This window comes from Actinoalloteichus hymeniacidonis (genome assembly GCF_014203365.1).
GTDB lineage: Bacteria > Actinomycetota > Actinomycetes > Mycobacteriales > Pseudonocardiaceae > Actinoalloteichus_A > Actinoalloteichus_A hymeniacidonis.
Map to the genome: position 1 here is coordinate 3,382,587 of NZ_JACHIS010000001.1, position 15,660 is coordinate 3,398,246.

Here is a 15,660-nt window from a genome sequence, read left to right on the forward strand (position 1 = left end):
GAAGGTGATGACGGCGAAGGTTCGCCGGAAGAAGACCCGCACCCGCACCCTCACCAACCACGGCTGATGAGTTCGGCGGTCGCCGGCATTCTCGACGGCGACCCCGGACAGCGATCCGCAGCAGCCGGTCGGCGCTTCACGGGTGGGGTCGCGGTTGCGACCTTCCGCTCGTCGGCGCCGGCCGGCCTGCGCAACCGAGTGGCAGAAAGGCGGTCCTTGAGGTGGAGTACCGACGCTCGCGCAGCCTGGTGCTGTACTGGCACGACGGCGAGCTGACCGTGGAGAACTATCTGGAGGTCCGGTCCACGGACGTCGAAGGCGACAACGCGGTGGCCATCGACGAGGAGGCCGTCGCGTTGCTGAGCCGCTTCGACGACTTCACCGACGTCGAGGACGTGGTGGCGGACTTCCCCGAACACGAGCCCGATTCGGTGCGAGGTGTGATCAAGGACCTCGCCGAGGACGGACTGCTCCTGACCAGGCAGCAGACCGATCGGGAGGACCGGTTCCTCGACTCCTGGGGCTCGTGGGGCGAGGAGGCCCGGTACTTCCACTTCGGAACCCGCAACGCCCTCTACTCCGGCGACAGCCTGGAGCAGCGACGCTCCGATGCCCGGTGGATACGCGAGACCGGCGGCGACCCGCCCGCCATCTTCAAGAGCTATCCCGATGCCCCTCGGGTGTACCTCCCCCGGATCCCCCGCCGGATCGACGAGGATTTCCTCACCGTCTTGACTCGACGCCGTACCCATCGGGTCTTCACCGGGGAACAGGTGCGCCTGGCCGATTTCGCCGCAGCGCTGTTCTACACGTTCGCGCCGATGCAGCTCTACGACGCGGGCGACCTCGGAACCCTGATGCTGCGGACCAGCCCGTGTGGTGGGGCGCGACACGAGCTGGAGGGCTATGTGGGGGTGTTCGACGTACAGGGCGTGCAACCGGGCCTCTACCACTACAACGCCGAGTGCCACGCCCTGGAACTGATCGACGGCGACTTCGACCGCGAACGGCTGCACCGACTCACCTACGAGTCGGAGATGTGCACGCCGTCGGCCTTCGTCTGCTTCGTGACCGCCGTCTACGAGCGGACGATGTACAAGTACCGACACTCCCGCGCCTATCGGGTGACGCTGCTGAGCGCCGGCCACCTGGGCCAGACCTTCGTGCTCACCAACACGGCGCTGGGGCTCGGGGCATGGCAGACGGCCGCCTTCCGTGACGACGAACTCGACGCCGCGCTCGGTGTGGACGGTTTCACCGAGGGCGTGCTGTACATGTTCGGTGCGGGCCATCCGGTCTACGCCCCCGACGGCATGCCCGCCGGGATCTCGCGCGCGGGCCTGGTCGACGGCGCCGCGCTGATGGCACCGCGACGACAACCCGACGGCGACCAGGACTAGCCACATCCCGAGTCGGGCCCGCGCCGGTGTCAGTGCGCCGGCCCGACTCGTCCGACCGATCACCACCGATGACCACGGCCCGAGCCGACGGCCCGGAGCCAGGCGAGAACGAGGAGCTGCTCGTGGAACGGACCGACGACGCCCCCAGACGGTCCCGAGGGGAACTGCGTACGGATCTGGTCGCGACCTCGGTCGAGCTGGTGATCGCCACCGTGCTGACCAGCGCGGTATTCCTGCTGCTGTACCAGCGGATCGAGGCGGACACCTCGGACACCACGCTGGTCATGCCCTTCATGAACGACGCCGCGATGCACTGGCCGTACTGGCTCAGTCAGGCCTTCGGTTGGACCGCGCTGCTGTGGTCCTGGGTGACGGTGATGCTCGGACTCGCGGTCTCGGGTCGATCGCCCGACTGGCTCACCATCTCCCCCGCCCGGATGGAACGGCTGCACCGGTCCACCAGTCTGACCACGATCGTGCTGATCTTCGCGCACGCCCTGGTGCTCTCCTGGGATCCGGCCGATCCCAATCTCGCGGGCAGCTTCATCCCCTGGATGTACTCCCACCCACCCGGTCGGTTCGGAGTGGCGCTGGGCGTGATCGCGTTCTGGTTGGCCATCCCGCTCGGTCTGTCCTTCTATCTCCGGCGGCGGATCGGCCCCCGCACCTGGCGCATCGCGCACCGGTTCGTGATCGTCGTCTACATCCTCGGGGTGTGGCACACCCTGTTGTGGGGGACGAATGTCTGGTTCGACGGCTGGGTGCGCTGGCTGCTGTGGGCGTTGCAGATCCCCGTCGCGGTGCTCCTGGTCGCGCGGCTGCTGGCACCGGCGCGGCGGGGTGAACGGCTGCCGCTGCGTCTGAGCGAGCTCCGGCAACGGTGGAGCGGCGGCACGCTGGCCCGGCTCGGTGGCCGGCTGGTAGCGGTGCTCGCGGCGGTGGCGCTGGTCGTGGTGGTGGTGACCGGTTCGATCGGCGGCCGGGATCGCGAGGACTACGACCGCACCCCGGCGGAGACCGGGCACGAACACGAGCACTGAGTCGCTGTCCGACAGGGCGTTGCGCTCGGCCGTCTGCTGCCTTCTCGATTCGCCGAAGGCCGATGGCCGCGACGGAGCGAGGTTGGTCGCCGCCCTGCTCCAGCCCAACCGATCGGAGGCCGCACGCCGCGCTGAGAACCACCCGTGCCACGCGGCGAACCGCAGGCGACCTACGGATTCGCTGCCCGGTATCCGATCGCGGCGTTCGGCTTCGTTCTCTCCGAACGGGCATCATCGCGCGCAGGCCGCCATCGCGGCTGTTTCATAGCGAGGCTCGACCGACTCCGCCTCCCGATCGCGCGAACCTCTGTCATCGAGCGGGGCCATGCCGTTGCCGTGGCCATGTTCACCGATCCTCGCGACGGCCTGGCGTTGCTCCACGCCTTGGATGACTCGCGGTTGGCCTACGACCGGCGGCCCCCTGCGGCGCGGGCACAGCTGTTGGAGAAGGCCGACGGACTCGATGCCGCTCGACATGCTTACCTCCGAGCAGCCCAGCCCGGCCACCGACGTGCACCACATGCGCTACCTGAACGCTCGAGCTCATCGACTTGGCAGTGGCCTCGACGCCGACCGGTAGACCGGCTGACGATTCTCGGGGCGAGGCGCATCGCTGCAAGGTTTTGCGGCGGCTCGAGACACGGCTAGCGCCCGCTCGGGCAATCAATCATGCAGAACAAGAACCAGTTCGTCGACGTCTCCCCCTTGACGATCAGCCGACCGCTCTTTACCTTCAGGAAACATCCACGTCACTCCTGCAAAATCTTCTCGACGTTTGCAAGAAAGCGTCAGCCACTCCTCGGCTACGCCAGTTCGTCTTACCCCTTCGGTCAACGGTCGCGGCGCCACGAGCGCCGGGCTGAGTCACGCGTTCCAAGGAGGTAACCGTGAGATCGAATCCCCGCCCACGCATCGGTTCCGCCCGTACGGCGGCGCCCGACGCACGTCGCACGACCCGACGACGCAGATCGATCGGCGCATTATTCGCAGGCGCGATGGCGATGGTGATGACCATCGGCGCCGCCGTTCCCGCCCTCGCCGAGTCCCGGTCCGAGGCATCCCAGGCCGCCGGGACCGTCTCCGCCGAACCGGCGCTGGCTCCGCCCGGCGACAAGGACGTCACCGCGGTGCTCTTCGAGCAGACCTTCGCCTCGGTGTCCCGCGCCTGCACCGAGGTACTCGGCCCGAAAGGCTACGGGTACGTCCAGGTCTCGCCGCCGCAGGAACGGATCCAGGGTTCACAGTGGTGGACGGCGTACCAGCCGGTCAGCTACCGGATCGCCGGACCGCTGGGCGATCGAGCCGCCTTCCAGAGCATGATCGGTGCCTGCAACGACGCGGGCGTCGAGGTCATCGTGGACGCGGTGGTCAACCACATGTCCGCAGGCTCCGGAACTGGCACCGGCGGCACGCAGTACTCGAAGTACGACTACCCCGGGCACTATCAGGACCAGGACTTCCACGGCTGCCGCCGAGACATCGACAACTACAACGACCGGTACAACGTCCAGCAGTGCGAACTCGTCGGTCTGTCCGACCTGAACACGAGCAGCGAGTACGTGCGCTCCGAGATCGCCGAATATCTCGACGATCTGATCGGGATGGGCGTGGCGGGCTTCCGCGTCGACGCGGTGAAACACATCGACACCGATGATCTCCGGGCCATCAAGGACCGACTGTCCGACCCCGGCGTCTACTGGGTCCAGGAGGCCATCTACGGCGCGGGCGAGGCGGTGAGCCCGAGCGAGTATCTGCAGAACGGTGACGTGCAGGAATTCCGCTACGCGACCGATCTGAAGCGGGTCTTCAACAACGAGAACCTCGCGTACCTGGAGAATTTCGGCGAGGCGTGGGGATACATGCCCTCGGCGCAGTCGGGCGTGTTCGTCACCAATCACGACACCGAACGCAACGGGTCGACGCTGAGTTACAAGGACCAGGCGAACTTCACGCTGGCCAATGTCTTCATGCTCGCCCATCCCTTCGGCACCCCCTCGGTGCACTCCGGCTATGACTTCTCCAACCACGACGCGGGCGCGCCGAACGGGGGCGAGGTCAGCGCCTGCTACACCGATGGCTGGGGCTGCCAACACGCCTGGCCGCAGATCGCCAACATGGTCGGCTTCCGCAACGCCGCAGGCGATACCGCCGTCACCCACTGGTGGGACAACGGCAACGACGCCATCGCCTTCGGTCGGGGCGACCGGGCCTTCGTCGCCATCAACCAGGAGAACGGCGGGCTCACCCAGACGTTCCAGACCGGACTACCCGCAGGCACCTACTGCGACGTGCAGCACGGCGGCCCGACGGGATCCGGCGGCTGCACCGGGCCCACCTACACCGTCGACGGCGACGGCCGGTTCACCGCGACGATCGGCGCGCGCGACGCCGTGGCGCTACATGTCGGCGCCACCGGCTCCCCCGCTCCCGAACCGGGACGCGGCGGTGCCTCGTTCAGCGTGACCGCGAGCACGGTCTTCGGCGAGAACATCTTCGTCGTCGGCGACCGCGCGGAGCTGGGCAGCTGGAATCCGGCGGCCGCCCTGCCGTTGTCCGCCGCCGACTATCCGAGGTGGACCCGGGACGTCGCGCTGCCCGCCGGGGTCGTCGCGCAGTACAAGTATCTGCGCAAGGACGCGAGTGGGGCCGTCACCTGGGAGCAGGGTGGTAACCGGTCGTTGACCGTGCCCGCCACCGGAACGATCCGGCTGACCGATTCCTGGCGCTCGTAACCGAGCTGATCCACCGCCCCGGCAGGCGGTGACGACGCCCGATCTGCACACGCAGGTCGGGCGTTCGTCGCTTTCGGGCCGCCCCTCCCGGCCACACATGACAGGATGTGCTTATATAAGAGATGACTGATATAAATCGGCCTTCATCTGGACCGTGCCACGACGACCACCGCGAGTCGGGTGCGGTGTGACGGCCCGCCTGCCACAGGCGAGAGGAAGGGAAGAACCACCGCCATGAGCGACATCGTCGACCAGATTCGCAACACCCACCGCGAGGTGGGCACCGGCCGCATCCCTGCGGGCGAGGGCTACACCGTGCTGCTGCGCAGGCACTACGACGCCGACATCGACGACGTCTGGACCGCGTGCACCGAGCCCGACCGGTTGGCCCGCTGGTTTCTCCCGGTGTCCGGCGACCTGCGGGTCGGCGGGCGCTACGAACTTCGTGGCAACAACACCGGCGGGGAGATCCTGCGGTGTGAGCGTCCCACCTCGCTGACGGTGACCTGGGTGTTCGGCGAGACCCCGACCGAGGCAGACGTCACCGAGGTCCGGATTCGGCTCTCGGCCGCGCCGGAGGGCGGCACCGTCTTCGAACTGGAGCACACCGCAGTGATCGACGAGGAGCGTTGGAAGCAGTACGGACCGGGTGCGGCAGGCGTCGGCTGGGACATCAGCCTGACCTCGCTCGGTCGATTCCTGGCAGGCATCCCGATCGAGGACCCCGTCGCGTGGGAGAACTCGGAGGAGGCCCGCGAGGTGAGCATCGCGAGCAGCCGGGCGTGGGGCGCCGCGTTCGAGGCTTCGGGGGCGAGCGCAGCGGCGGCCGCAGCCGCGACCGCGCGGACCACGGCGTTCTACGCACCGGAGCCCGACCAGGGCTAGGCCGACGGCGGGCAGCATCCGCCGCCACGACCCCGCGTGAATCGCCCGCCTGCGCCGCAGGCGGGCGATACGTTTCGTCCCGGATTTCGATCTCCCGTCGACGTCGGGGTCGATATGCCGCTCGAATTTCGATTCGATCGACCGAGTCAACCCTCCAATTCGACGCCGTTTCCAGCGAACGCAATTCGATCCCGCCGACTCGCAGCCGGCGCAGTCCTCGACGGCAATCGTCGGAATAACCGCCGCCGAATGTCGGATCGCCTGCCATGATTCTTTTTTCCTCGACAATGGTGCGCTAGTGTCCGACGGCGCCGAGGCTTCGTCGAATGCACGTATCGACGGGCGGCGGCCACCATGGTCGACGGCCCTGGGTCGACCGTTCTCGCCGATGCGGTCGACGGAGGTTCACGGGGTGCACAGCTCACGCGAGCGCGGCAAGCCGCTGCGATCACCCACGCCCGGTTCGTTCAGCAGAAGAAACCTGCTGCGTGGCACCGGCCTGGGACTGCTCGCCGCAGGCGGGATCGGCACCCTCTCGGCCTGCGGTTCCTCTCGGGACGATGCCGCGCTGCAGTGGTGGGACTACATCATCGAGCCCGAACGGCAGGCGGGCGTCGAGGCCTTGATCGCCGAGATCGAGCAGGCTCATCCCGACATCCGCATCGAACGCCGGGTCTTCCCCTATGCCGATCTGCAACCCGCGTTATTGCGCGGGGCGATTTCGGGCGAATTACCCGATATCGCGGTCGTGGATACCGTCCAGGTCGGCATTCTCGGCGGCTATGGCTTATTGGCCGACCTGACCGAACAGGTGCATCGCTGGGGCGAGGCGACCAACTACGTCCCTGCCGCCTGGGATGCAGGCGTGATCGACGATCGGATTCTCTCGATTCCCAATAACAGCAATTGCCTGGCACTGATCTCCAACGTCGATCACCTGGAGGAGGCCGGTGTCGAGGTGCCCTCGGACTGGGCCGAGCTGGCCACGGTGGGCCACGCATTGACGACCCCGGAGCATCGGGGGCTCGCGGTCTGCGCCACCGCCTCGGAGGAGGGCGTCTTCCAGTTCCTACCGTTCCTCTGGCAGACCGGCGGCGATCTCGCCGACTTCGACACCTCGGGCGCCGAGGCGTTGGAACTACAGCAGCAGCTCGTCGCCGACGGCGTGCTGTCCGGGCAGGCCGTCGGGTGGACGCAGCAGGACGTGGCAGGCCAGTTCATCTCCGGAGCCGCCTCGATGATGATCAACGGACCGTGGCAGCTGCCCACGCTGCGCGCAGCCGAAGACCTGCGGTTCCGCGTGGACCCCCTGCCCGCCGGACAGACCAGGGCCTCCTGTCTCGGCGGCGAGGGCTGGACGGTGATCGCGGGCTCGACGAAGGTCGACGCCGCCTGGCGGGTCATCGAGTACTCGCAGCGCCGCGAGGTGCTGGTGCCCTATCTGGACACCATGGGCCTGTTGCCCGCCCGAGCCGACCTGACCGATGCGGGCCCGTGGGCGCGCGACCCCGAGCTCCAGATCTTCCTGGCCGAGTTGCATCACGCCCGCCCGAGGGCCTACGGCGCGGCCTATCCGGAGATCTCCAACGAGGTGTCCCGCGCGCACCAGACGGTGCTCTCCGACCCGGACGCCGACCCCGCCGCCGTCGCCGCCGACGCCTTCACCCGGATCGCGGGTGATCTGCCGTGACGAGGCCGACGGCGACCTCCGATGCCACCGACGAGCCGGGAACGGCGACCAGTCTGCACACGGCGAGGCCCGGCTCGCACCGACGGCGACGACGGGGGCATCTGGCGGCCACCCGGCGCACCGAGGGTCTGCTGCTCGCTGCGCCCGCGTTGGTCTTCCTGGCCGCGCTGCTGCTGTTCCCACTGCTCTACAACCTCGTCACCTCGTTCCTCGACGTCGATCTGGCGGGTCTGCTCGGTGAGGGGACCCCGTTCGTCGGCGGCGAGAACTACCGCGCCGCCGTGTCGGAGTCGGACTTCTGGGCGGCCGTCGGGTTGACCCTCGTGTTCACCGTCGGTTCGCTGGTACTCCAATTCGGGATCGGGTTCGCGCTGGCGCTGCTGTTCGCCAGGGACTTCCCGTTCAACGGTCTATTGCGCTCCCTGATGCTGGTCGCGTGGCTGCTGCCGCCGGTGGTGAGCGGCTCGCTGTTCCGCTGGATGCTCGATGGCGACGTCGGCGCCTATAACGCGATCCTGCGCTCGCTGGGGCTGGACGCCCTGACCAATACCTGGCTCACCGACACCGGAACCGCGTTGGGCGGGGTGATCTTCGCCAACGTGTGGATCGGTGTGCCCTTCAACATGATCCTGCTGTTGGTCGGATTGGTCTCCCTGGACCGCGACCTCTACGCCTCCGCCGCGCTGGATGGAGCGAGTGCCTGGCAACGGTTCCGCTTCGTGACGCTGCCGCTGATGCGCCCGGTATCGGCGGCGGTGCTCCTGCTCGGATTGATCTACACGTTCAAGGCCTTCGACATCGTCTTCGTGATGACCGGTGGTGGCCCGGTGGACGCGACCCGGGTGCTGCCCCTGCTGGCCTACGAGCAGTTCTTCGAGTTCTTCCGCTTCGGCGAGGGAGCCGCGATCACGGTGCTGCTGTTGGTGATCCCGTTGGTGGTGTCCATCTGGTACGTCCGCCGGATCGGCAAGGAGGGCGATCGGTGACCCGCACCCGCAGACCATGGCTGCTCACCGGCATCGCGACGGCGATCGTCGCGGTCTTCCTGCTGCCGCTCTATTGGATGGTCGCCACCAGTCTGAAGCGGCCGGAGAACGTCCTGGCCATCCCGCCGCAGTGGGTGCCGCTGCCGCCTTCGGGCGAGAACTACGCCTCGGCCATCGCCGATCCACTGCTGACGCAGGCGTTGCTGAGTAGCGCGATCATCGCCCTGGGGACGACGATCCTCACACTGCTGCTGGCCGCGCCGCTCACCTATGCGATCACTCGGACGGGGGTGCCGGGCTCCCGTTCGATGCTGTTGGCCATGATGGTGGCCCAGCTGCTGCCCAGCATCGTGTTGGCGGCGCCGTTGCTGCTGCTCATGCGCATCATCGGCCTCACCGACACTCACCTTGGGCTCATCCTGGCCGACACCACGCTGACGCTGCCGTTCGCCGTGATCGTGCTGCGGCCGCTGATGGCCGCGCTGCCCATGGAGTTGGAGGAGGCCGCCAGGATGGACGGGGCCTCGATGGTGGACGTGCTGCGGCGGGTGGTGCTGCCGGTGCTGCGTCCCGGACTGATCGCGGCGGGCGCCTTCGCGTTCCTGCTGGCCTGGGGCGAGTTCGTCTTCGGTATCACCCTGGCCAGTTCGGAGTCGGTGCAGCCGGTCACCGTGCTGCTGAACTCCTTCGTCGGCCGGTACGGAACGGCCTGGGGATCGTTGATGGCTGTGGCGACGCTGATCAGCGTCCCGATCGTGCTGATCTTCGCGGCGTTCCAGCGTTTCATCGTCAGCGGTCTCACCTCGGGCAGCGTCAAGGCCTGACCACATCCGTCGCCGCCGTGATGCCGGTCGGAGCGGACTACGAAACGGCGGCGACTCGACACGGTCTCGAAGTGGCAGCGAAGCACTTGAACGACGCTTCCGACGTCTTCCGCTGCGCGAGGTGATGGGTTACGTTCGAATCGGCCGTCACTCCAATGAGGACGGTGCAGTTTCTGCTGCGCGATGGGGGAAGCCGGTGCGAATCCGGCGCTGACCCGCAACCGTGAGCGCCTGCCTGTGGCAGGTGCGAGTCGGACTGCCCATCGTGCCGCATTGTCCAGCTCCTCTGTCGTGGAATGCAGCGCGGAGCTTCGGAGCCGATCGGCTCCGGACTGCGGTCTGCGGTGAACCGAAGGGAACTCCAGGCCATGTCCTCGAGTCGTTCGATCCATCGTGTCTTAGCCGGATTCTTCGCGGGCGCCCTGCTGGTGGCGGGCGCACCCGCCGTCGCTGCGGCCGACCCGCTGCCCGACGAGGTCGGTATCGCCGCCTGGACCGACGGGCCGTGCACCGGAAGCAGCGGTGTCACGGTGGTCGTCGACTTCACCGGGCACGCCGGTGGCGAGGTGGTCCGGCGGTGCACCGACCTCGACCCCGCCACGGCCTTCGCCGCGCTGACCGATGTCGACGTCGCACCCGAGCACGGCGTCGGAGAGGGCGAGGCGGGCCCCTACCAGTACCTGTGTCGGATCGACGGCCTGCCCAGTGCGACCGACGACAGCTGCACCGGGTTCCTGCCCGACGCGTCCTACTGGGCGTTCTGGGTGCCCGACGTGACCGGCACGGCCTGGGGCTACGCCGACGAGGGCGTGGACACCTACGACCCGCCGTCGGGTGATGTCCTCGGCTTCTCCTTCGGTGCGGGCACCGCCGCAGACCCGAACGAGATGAGCCTGACGCTGGCCGAGGCCCTCGATCCCGATTGGGTGCCCGCGCCCTGATGGTCCGATTCCGCTCCGGGCTCGCGGCAGGCGCACTCCTGCTGATCGTCGGGCTCGTTCATCCCACCGCCTCGGCGGATCCGACACCGGGTGTCGGATCCGCCGAGGCGGGCACGGCGGCCGGGTTCCTGGAACGGGAACTCGTCCGACTGGACTACGTCTTCCCGTCCACCACCCCGGGGACGCCGGACAGTGGCCTGCTGGCGGACACCCTGATCGGGCTGCACGCGGCCGACCGGCATGGCGAGGCCTTCTCCCAGGGAGTGCGCTCGCTGCGGGAGATGTACTACAACGGCCGGATCACCGTCTCCGGCGGTGTCGCGAAACGCCTGATGGTCGCCGTTCGGGCGGGCGTCGACCCCACCGATTGGGGGGTGGACTCCGAGGGCGTGCCGATCGACCTTCCCGCGCGGTTGTCCGCGACCCTCGACGTCGACGGGCGCTATCGCAATCTCAACGTCGGCGAGTACGACCCTCGTCGCGACCTGTCCAACACCTTCTCGCAGTCTCTGGCGTTGATGGCGATGCAGGAGCACGCCGACCAGGCGCGGCTGACCCTCGATCAACAACCCAGCATCGACTACCTGGTCCGCCAACAGTGCCCGAGCGGCGGATTCCGCAACGCCCCGCCCGTCGCCGACGTCGGATCGACGTGTTCGGAGACCGACGACGCACTGGTCAGTGTGGACAACACGGCGATGGCGGTCTGGGCGCTGGCGGAGGTCGGCGGCGACCAGGCGGCCTTGGACCGGGGTGTGCGGTGGTTGCGCGAGCGGCAACACTCCGGCGGCGGATTCGGCTTCGACTCCTCCTCGCCGCAGCTGATCGAGCAGACCCTCAACGCCAACAGCACCGGACTGGCCGCGCTCGCCCTCACCTCGGCGGGCGCAGCCGAGCCCGCCGGGAGGGCGGGTGGCTGGCTGAGTTCGGTACAGCTTCCCCCCGACGTCGCACCGGGGGACATGGCGGGCGCGGTGTCCTACTCGACACAGGACTATCTGGACGTCTTGGAGGACGGCCCGCTCTATTGGAGTCGCGCGGGCAACCAGGACCGGCTGCGCCGCTCGACCTCGCAGGCGCTGCTCGGGTTGTCCGCGACGCCACCGACGGACCCGCCTCCGCCACCCGCGCCGGAACCTCCCCCGACCGATCCTCCGCGAGAATCCGAACCGCCCGAGCCCGGTGAACCGGGAGTACCGGGAGTACCGGGAGCGCCGGGCCGACCGGGGGCTCCTGGGGAGCCGGGTGCGCCGGGGCAACCCGGCCTGCCGGGTCTACCGGGTCATGCCGGGTCACCCGGGTACGCCGGTACGAACGGCCTCGATGGGGAGTCCGCCGAGGAGACGGCCGAGGAGACCGAACAGGCGACCGGTGAATCCGACCGTTCCGAGCTGTCTTGGTTCGGCGGCCAGACTCCACAGCCGAGCACCGAGGACCACGCGTCCGCAGCGACGAACCCGCCGGGCCCGGCCGCAGCGCTCATCGCCTTCCTTCGGACTCCGGCGGGTTCGGCGACGGCGATCGGTGCGGCATTACTGCTCGCGGCGGCGAGTTATCTGTTGATCGGCCGGTTGGGTCGACGAGCGAAGGTGTGACGCCGATGAGGCTGGTGCAACGGGTCGGTGTCATCGCGGTCGCGACCCTCGCGGCCCTCGCGGGCACGGTGATCGGAACGGCTCCGGTTCCCGCCGAGGCCCAGGCCTGCACGGCGTCCACCGGGGTCGTGGTCGTCGTCGACTTCGGCGCCCTCGGCGGTTCGGCGGTGTCCCGCTGTGTGCCCGGCACGCCCGAGACCGGCTACGCCGCCCTGCAGGAGGCGGGGTTCCGACTGGCGGGCACCGCGCACGACGGGGCGGGGTTCATCTGTCGTATCGACGGTCGGCCCGGGCCCGAGCAGGAGGCGTGCGATGACACGCCCTCCGGCGACGCCTACTGGTCGTACTGGGTCGACGAACCGGGCGGTAACGGCTGGTCGTACAGCAGCAGGGGCGCACTGGCGTCCTATCCCGAAGTCGACCGGATCGAGGGCTGGTCCTTCGGCGCGGGCGATCCGCCCGGGTTGACCGGCGCGGCCGCCAGGTCGCATTTCACCGGCGCCGAGCCGCCCGAGGAGGGCCCCGGCGCGCCGGACGCCGACCGGCCGGGGACGCCGGACCGTCCGTCGCCGGGCGATCCAGCAGCACCGCCCGAGGAACCCCGAACACCGGATCAGGCCCAGCTTCCCGACGCGCCGAATTCCGACCAGAACGGCGATCGAGCCGACGTCGACTCGAGCGACGCACCGGAATCCGCATCGCAGGACCCGTCCGCAGGGCAGGAAGCCGAGTCCCCCGGTTCGGCGTCGCAGGACGGTGGGCAACAGGTCGCAGGCGAGGCCGCCGAGGAGACCGCCGGCGGCGTGCCCTGGGCGACGCTGATCGCCTTCGCGGCGATCTGGGTGCTGGGCATCGCCGCCGGGATCGCAGCGAGGAGGAGACGACGTCGGGCCGAGTAGGCCTGTCGCCCCCTCGACGACGTGGCCGCCGGGTCCGGCGCGCGGGTGCTAGACGATGCTCGATCCCCTGGCGAGGAACAACATGACGACCAGACCCGAGGTCAGGACGGTGGCGTGGAAGGGCCACCGACTCGTCGGAGCGGCCGGTAGAGCGGTGCCCGTGATCGCCACAAGCCCGGCCACCCCGGCGAGGAGCAGGCTGATCAGCGTGATCCGGTCGGGCGCCGCCAGCAGGACGGCGACGGCCGTGAGCAACAGCAACGGCGTCAGGACACGGCAGGCGGTACGGCCGATCCGTTGAGGGAACCCGTGCACTCCGGTCGCCACATCGCCCTCGATGTCGGGCATCGCGTTGACCAGGTGGGCGGCCACCCCCAGCAGGGCCGCCACCAGGACCGCCCACCAGGCGGGCCACGGCCTGTCGGGCAGGCCGAGGGTGATGAACGGCAGCAGCGAGCCGAAGCCCACCGCGTAGGCCAGTGGGGACATCAGGGTGCGCTTGAGCCCCAGGTTGTAGGCCCATCCCGCGACCGTGCCCACCAGGTGGATCGACCCGGCGAGCACCCCGCCTGCCAGTGACAGCGGAATGCAGACCGCCAACGCGATCGCGGCGGCCACCGCCACCGAGTTCCCGTCGATCCCGCCGGTCGCCGCGGGCTTGTCCCGACGGCCGGTGCGCAGATCTCGGCGAGCGTCGATCGCGTCGTTACTCCAGCCGATGGACAGCTGCCCGGCCAGCACCGCCGCCGCGACCAACGTCGCTCCCGCAGATCCCCGGCCGACCGCCACCGCGAGAATCGTCGCGAAGGCGGTGACCGCCACCGTCGGTCCGGGGTGGGCGCTGCCCAGCAGCGCCACGATCCGCCGTCCGGTCGACGGCGGCCGGTCGAGACCGACGGCGGGCTCGGTCGGGGGCGGTGGGCTGGTCCGACGGCGCAGTTCCACTCGGTCAGTCTTACCCGCAGCGCGCGGGATCCGACACCGCCGCCACGCGCGAGGACATACCTTCGGGCCTCGCCGACGACTATGTTCGGCAGCAGGATTCTCGCCAGCAGGCAGGCCCGAGGGAAACCCGTCGACAAGGGATGGTCGCCAATGCCGTGGTATCTCCTGCTCGTAGCGGCCGTGGGGTTGGAGCGGCTGGCCGAGCTCGTCGTGGCCCGCCGCAACCAGCAGCGAAGCCTGGCCAGGGGCGCCCGAGAGTACGGGCAGGGCCACTACCCGGTCATGGTCGTGCTGCACACCAGTCTGTTGGTGGCCTGTGTGGCCGAGGTCGTCCTAGCGGATCGACCGTTCATCCCCGCGCTGGGGGTGCCCATGCTGGTCCTCGTGCTGCTCGCACAAGCCCTGCGTTGGTGGTGCATCCGCACTCTCGGCGATGCCTGGAACACCCGGGTGTTGGTCGTGCCGGGGGCCGAGTTGGTCGCGGGTGGGCCTTATCGCTTCCTCCGGCACCCCAACTACGTCGCGGTCGTCGTGGAGATCGTTGCACTGCCACTGGTGCACTCGGCCTGGCTGACGGCGGTGGTGTTCAGCGTCGCCAACGCGGCGCTGCTCACGGTGCGCATCCGATGTGAGAACGCCGCGTTGGACCAGCCACGGCCCGCGATCGCGTGACCGGGGACGCCGATCTGTTGATCGCCGGGGGCGGCCCGGCAGGGTTGGCGACGGCCCTGTACGCACTTCGCGCAGGGTTGCAACCGATGATCGTCGAACCCCGCTCCGAGGGGACGGACAAGGCCTGCGGCGAGGGCCTGATGCCGAGCGCGGTACGGGCGCTGGACGAGCTGGGCGTGTCGGTGCCGGGACAGCCGATCAGCGGGATCCGCTATGTCCAGGATGGACTTCGCGTGGCAGCGGAATTCCGGGATGGCACGGGATTGGGCGTACGCAGGACGGTCCTGCACACCGCGTTGCACCGAGCGGCGGTGGCGGCGGGGGTGCCGATCCGCCGTGGCAGGGTGACGGAGGTCCGGTCCGAGTCCGCCGGTGTCGTCGTCCCGGAGCTAGGGCTGCGCGGGCGCTGGCTCGTCGCCGCCGACGGATTGCACTCGCCGGTGGCCCGCGGTCTCGGCCTGGTGGTCGACGATCGGCGGGCTCCCCGGTTCGGTCTGCGCAGGCACTTCGCCGTGGCGCCCGGTTCCTCCTCGGTGGAGGTGCACCACGGACCACACGGCGAGGCCTATCTGACGCCGGTGGGCCCCGAGCTGACCGGCGTCGCGTTGTTGACGACACGTCGGGCGCCGTTCGGCACGCAGCTCGCCGCGTTTCCCGCCTTGGCGCAGCGTTTCACGCCCGAGCTGGCGGTGACGGCCGTGCGTGGCGCCGGTCCGCTGCGACGGCGGGTCCGCCGCCGCGTCGCCGATCGAGTCCTGCTGGTCGGCGACGCGGCGGGCTATGTGGATGCCATCACGGGCGAGGGCATCGCCTTGGCGTTGTCGGGGGCGGCGGCGTTGGTCGACTGTCTGCGGCGGGGTCGACCGCAGGACTACGAGGCTGTGTGGCGGCGGGCCACCCGACGGCATCGGTTGTTGACGGAGTTGCTCGTCGCGGCACGGACCACTCCGCTGACGGCGAATCGGATCGTGCCCGCAGCCAGGCGGTTCCCCTCGGTGTTCGCCGCCGTGGTCAACGCCCTGGCGTGACGGCCGAGCATCCCATCGACATC

Annotated in this window: 13 protein-coding genes and 1 riboswitch; of the genes, 12 read left to right on the forward strand and 1 reads right to left on the reverse strand. The window is 69.3% G+C overall.

The features are described from left to right. The first annotated feature begins 221 nt into the window (after positions 1–221). The 10 genes from BKA25_RS28395 (at position 222) to BKA25_RS13795 (ending at position 12,992) form a co-directional block, all read left to right on the forward strand. Positions 222–1,400: a SagB/ThcOx family dehydrogenase gene (locus BKA25_RS28395; protein WP_069849306.1), complete on the forward strand. Its 1,179-nt coding sequence runs from the start codon at positions 222–224 to the stop codon at positions 1,398–1,400. A gap of 68 nt (positions 1,401–1,468) precedes the next feature. Beyond that, complete coding sequence (locus BKA25_RS13755; RefSeq protein ID WP_069849304.1) at positions 1,469–2,440, forward strand: ferric reductase-like transmembrane domain-containing protein; 972 nt, start codon at positions 1,469–1,471, stop codon at positions 2,438–2,440. Between the two features lie 887 nt (positions 2,441–3,327). Next, positions 3,328–5,172: a carbohydrate-binding module family 20 domain-containing protein gene (locus tag BKA25_RS13760; protein ID WP_236750813.1), complete on the forward strand. Its 1,845-nt coding sequence runs from the start codon at positions 3,328–3,330 to the stop codon at positions 5,170–5,172. 234 nt (positions 5,173–5,406) lie between these two features. After that, positions 5,407–6,057, forward strand: coding sequence for an SRPBCC family protein (locus tag BKA25_RS13765; RefSeq protein ID WP_069849300.1), 651 nt, complete (start codon positions 5,407–5,409; stop codon positions 6,055–6,057). 412 nt (positions 6,058–6,469) lie between these two features. Next, positions 6,470–7,747, forward strand: a complete 1,278-nt coding sequence (locus BKA25_RS13770) for an ABC transporter substrate-binding protein (RefSeq protein WP_172803786.1) — start codon at positions 6,470–6,472, stop codon at positions 7,745–7,747. Further along, a complete protein-coding gene (locus tag BKA25_RS13775) occupies positions 7,744–8,733 on the forward strand; it encodes a carbohydrate ABC transporter permease (RefSeq protein ID WP_216637827.1) in 990 nt (329 codons plus the stop codon). The genes BKA25_RS13770 and BKA25_RS13775 overlap by 4 nt, the downstream gene beginning before the upstream one ends. Beyond that, positions 8,730–9,557: a carbohydrate ABC transporter permease gene (locus tag BKA25_RS28400; RefSeq protein WP_069849298.1), complete on the forward strand. Its 828-nt coding sequence runs from the start codon at positions 8,730–8,732 to the stop codon at positions 9,555–9,557. Before BKA25_RS13775 ends, BKA25_RS28400 begins: the two co-directional genes overlap by 4 nt. Before the next feature lie 146 nt (positions 9,558–9,703). After that, positions 9,704–9,839: riboswitch (cobalamin riboswitch) on the forward strand. A gap of 86 nt (positions 9,840–9,925) precedes the next feature. Further along, entirely contained in the window at positions 9,926–10,498 is a 573-nt protein-coding gene (locus BKA25_RS13785) for a hypothetical protein (RefSeq protein WP_157421062.1), read from the forward strand. Then, on the forward strand, positions 10,498–12,093 hold the full coding sequence (locus tag BKA25_RS13790) for a hypothetical protein (RefSeq protein ID WP_069849294.1): 1,596 nt from the start codon (positions 10,498–10,500) through the stop codon (positions 12,091–12,093). Before BKA25_RS13785 ends, BKA25_RS13790 begins: the two co-directional genes overlap by 1 nt. A 5-nt stretch (positions 12,094–12,098) precedes the next feature. After that, positions 12,099–12,992, forward strand: a complete 894-nt coding sequence (locus BKA25_RS13795) for a hypothetical protein (RefSeq protein WP_069849292.1) — start codon at positions 12,099–12,101, stop codon at positions 12,990–12,992. A 48-nt stretch (positions 12,993–13,040) separates the two neighbouring features. On the opposite strand, the gene BKA25_RS13800 is transcribed toward BKA25_RS13795, so the two are convergent. Beyond that, positions 13,041–13,937, reverse strand: a complete 897-nt coding sequence (locus BKA25_RS13800; protein WP_216637826.1) for a UbiA family prenyltransferase — start codon at positions 13,935–13,937, stop codon at positions 13,041–13,043. Between the two features lie 150 nt (positions 13,938–14,087). On the opposite strand from BKA25_RS13800, the gene BKA25_RS13805 reads away from it, so the two are divergent. Then, entirely contained in the window at positions 14,088–14,609 is a 522-nt protein-coding gene (locus BKA25_RS13805) for an isoprenylcysteine carboxyl methyltransferase family protein (RefSeq protein WP_069849290.1), read from the forward strand. After that, entirely contained in the window at positions 14,606–15,637 is a 1,032-nt protein-coding gene (locus BKA25_RS13810) for an NAD(P)/FAD-dependent oxidoreductase (protein ID WP_069849288.1), read from the forward strand. Before BKA25_RS13805 ends, BKA25_RS13810 begins: the two co-directional genes overlap by 4 nt. The last annotated feature ends 23 nt before the right edge of the window (positions 15,638–15,660 follow it).

Bases quoted from the DNA above. Each gene is read 5' to 3' on its own strand.
- BKA25_RS13755 (WP_069849304.1), top strand. From the start codon at position 1,469: ATGACCACGGCCCGAGCCGACGGCCCGGAGCCAGGCGAGAACGAGGAG.
- BKA25_RS13765 (WP_069849300.1), top strand. From the start codon at position 5,407: ATGAGCGACATCGTCGACCAGATTCGCAACACCCACCGCGAGGTGGGC.
- BKA25_RS13785 (WP_157421062.1), top strand. From the start codon at position 9,926: ATGTCCTCGAGTCGTTCGATCCATCGTGTCTTAGCCGGATTCTTCGCG.
- BKA25_RS13790 (WP_069849294.1), top strand. From the start codon at position 10,498: ATGGTCCGATTCCGCTCCGGGCTCGCGGCAGGCGCACTCCTGCTGATC.
- BKA25_RS13795 (WP_069849292.1), top strand. From the start codon at position 12,099: ATGAGGCTGGTGCAACGGGTCGGTGTCATCGCGGTCGCGACCCTCGCG.
- BKA25_RS13805 (WP_069849290.1), top strand. From the start codon at position 14,088: ATGCCGTGGTATCTCCTGCTCGTAGCGGCCGTGGGGTTGGAGCGGCTG.